The sequence below is a fragment of the Liquorilactobacillus ghanensis DSM 18630 genome (assembly GCF_001435235.1).
GTDB lineage: Bacteria > Bacillota > Bacilli > Lactobacillales > Lactobacillaceae > Liquorilactobacillus > Liquorilactobacillus ghanensis.
Window position 1 is genome coordinate 1 of record NZ_AZGB01000013.1, and the last position, 296, is coordinate 296.

The 296-nt window shown below is 37.2% G+C and carries 1 protein-coding gene; it reads left to right on the forward strand.

Annotated features, from left to right (window positions below):
* Nucleotides 1–296, forward strand: a 296-nt coding sequence (locus FC89_RS04140) for an SDR family NAD(P)-dependent oxidoreductase (RefSeq protein ID WP_157060652.1), incomplete at both ends; no start/stop codon positions are given.

Here is a 296-nt window from a genome sequence, read left to right on the forward strand (position 1 = left end):
GAATGGGATGAAACTCGAGCGATGATCGAAAAACGGGGACGTAAAGTTGAATTTATGGATGTTGATTTGACTAAAAAAGGCGTTCCTGAAAAAGTAGTTGCCGAAGTAATCAAAAAGTTCGGACATCTTGATATTTTAATTAACAATGCAGGCATGATCCGACGGAATCCTTTACTGGAGTCAAAAGATGAAGATTGGCAGCAAGTGATCAACATTAATTTAAATGCTGTTTATTATATGTCAATTGCGGCTGCTCGGGCGATGGCTAAACAAAAATCCGGTAAGATTATTAATAT